Genomic DNA, 1,511 nt, shown 5'->3' on the forward strand with positions numbered 1-1,511 from the left:
TGTCCGTCGTCAGGGATTTTGGGACAGATGGCGCTCTGATCTAAGAGAGGATGTGGCTCATCTGGTTGGTTTGATTATGCGGCGGATTTGCGGTGAAGCAAGCGCCGGGTTTCGATGGTCTTTCGTTTGATCCTCTCTCGTTGTTTTAGAATGGTCTGTCCGCGCCCGAAGTAGACATCAGCGGGCGTGAGGTTTTGTAAGCTTTCGTGGTAGCGCCGGTGGTTGTAGTGATCGACGAAAGCATCGATCTGCTGCCTGAGATCACCGGGCAGGTAGTAGTTTTCCAGCAAGATGCGGTTCTTCAAGGTCTGGTGCCAGCGCTCGATCTTTCCCTGAGTTTGCGGATGGTATGGCGCCCCTCGGACATGATCCATTTCCTGATCTTCCAGCCATTCAGCAAGTTTACCAGAGATATAACTGGATCCGTTATCACTGAGCAGGCGCGGTTTGTGCAGCACGGTTGCCTGATCACAGCCCGACGCCTGTAGTGCCAGGTCCAGCGTGTCGGTCACATCCTCGGTCTTCATAGTCGTACAAAGCTTCCAAGCGATGATGTAACGGCTGTAATCGTCCAGGATCGTACTGAGATAGAACCAGCCCCAGCCGATGACCTTCAGGTAAGTGAAGTCGGTCTGCCAGAGTTGGTTCGGCCGTGTGGTCTTGTCCTGGAACTCGTCTGCGGCCGACAAAACCACATAAGCCGGGCTGGTGATCAGATCGTAGGACTTGAGGATGCGATAGACCGAAGCCTCTGACACAAAGTACTTTTCTGTGTCGGTGAAGCGAACAGCTAACTCACGCGGGGAAAGCTCACTTTCCTTCAGTGCCAGGTCCTTGATCTTCTCACGCATTGGCTGCGGAATGCGGTTCCAGACCCGTGAGGGCTTGGGACTACGATCCTCAAGCGCCTCAGGACCACCCGACAGATACCGGTCGTACCAGCGATAGAAGGTGGTCTTCGGGATGCCCAGCTTTTCCAAAGTGCGCTTGGTCGGGAGATGCGAACCTTCGACGAGGCGGATGATCTCCAGCTTTTCAGATGCAGGATACCTCATTCGTCGTCGTCCCCATCTGCGATCATGCTTTTTTTGAGCAAACGCAGTTCCAGGGCCTGTTCTGCAACAACTTCCTTTAGATCACGGGCTTCCCGTCTCAGATCCTTCACTTCGGCGGAAGTTGCCGCACGGGCCGTGTCACCTGCCAGACGTTTCTTGCCGGCTTCCAGAAATTCCTTGGACCAGCTGTAATACAGGCTCTGCGCGATGCCCTCACGACGGCACAGCTCTGCAATGCTGTCCTCGCCTTTAAGGCCGTCCAGCACGATCCTGATCTTCTCTTCTGCGGAATACTGTTTGCGGGTCACACGGCGAATGTCCTTTACGACCTTCTCACCGTAGCTCTGCTTGGTTCCGGGTTTCTTTCTCATCTCCACTCCTTGGCGGTTACGATGAGCCAGAAACCCTCTCTTATCAAATCTACTTAAACTGTCCCATTGGTGCTGACGTCAGACA

The 1,511-nt window shown here is 54.1% G+C and carries 1 protein-coding gene; it reads right to left on the reverse strand.

The genetic code is table 11. The features are described 5' to 3' along the window. Positions 1–74: 74 nt before the first annotated feature. A protein-coding gene (locus tag AC2FFP_RS23275; protein ID WP_170825240.1) for an IS3 family transposase occupies positions 75–1,426 on the reverse strand; the annotation gives its coding sequence in 2 pieces (ribosomal slippage) (positions 75–1,090 and positions 1,090–1,426; 1,353 coding nt in all). Between the last annotated feature and the right edge of the window lie 85 nt (positions 1,427–1,511).

Source organism: Ruegeria sp. YTSC004 (assembly GCF_059609805.1).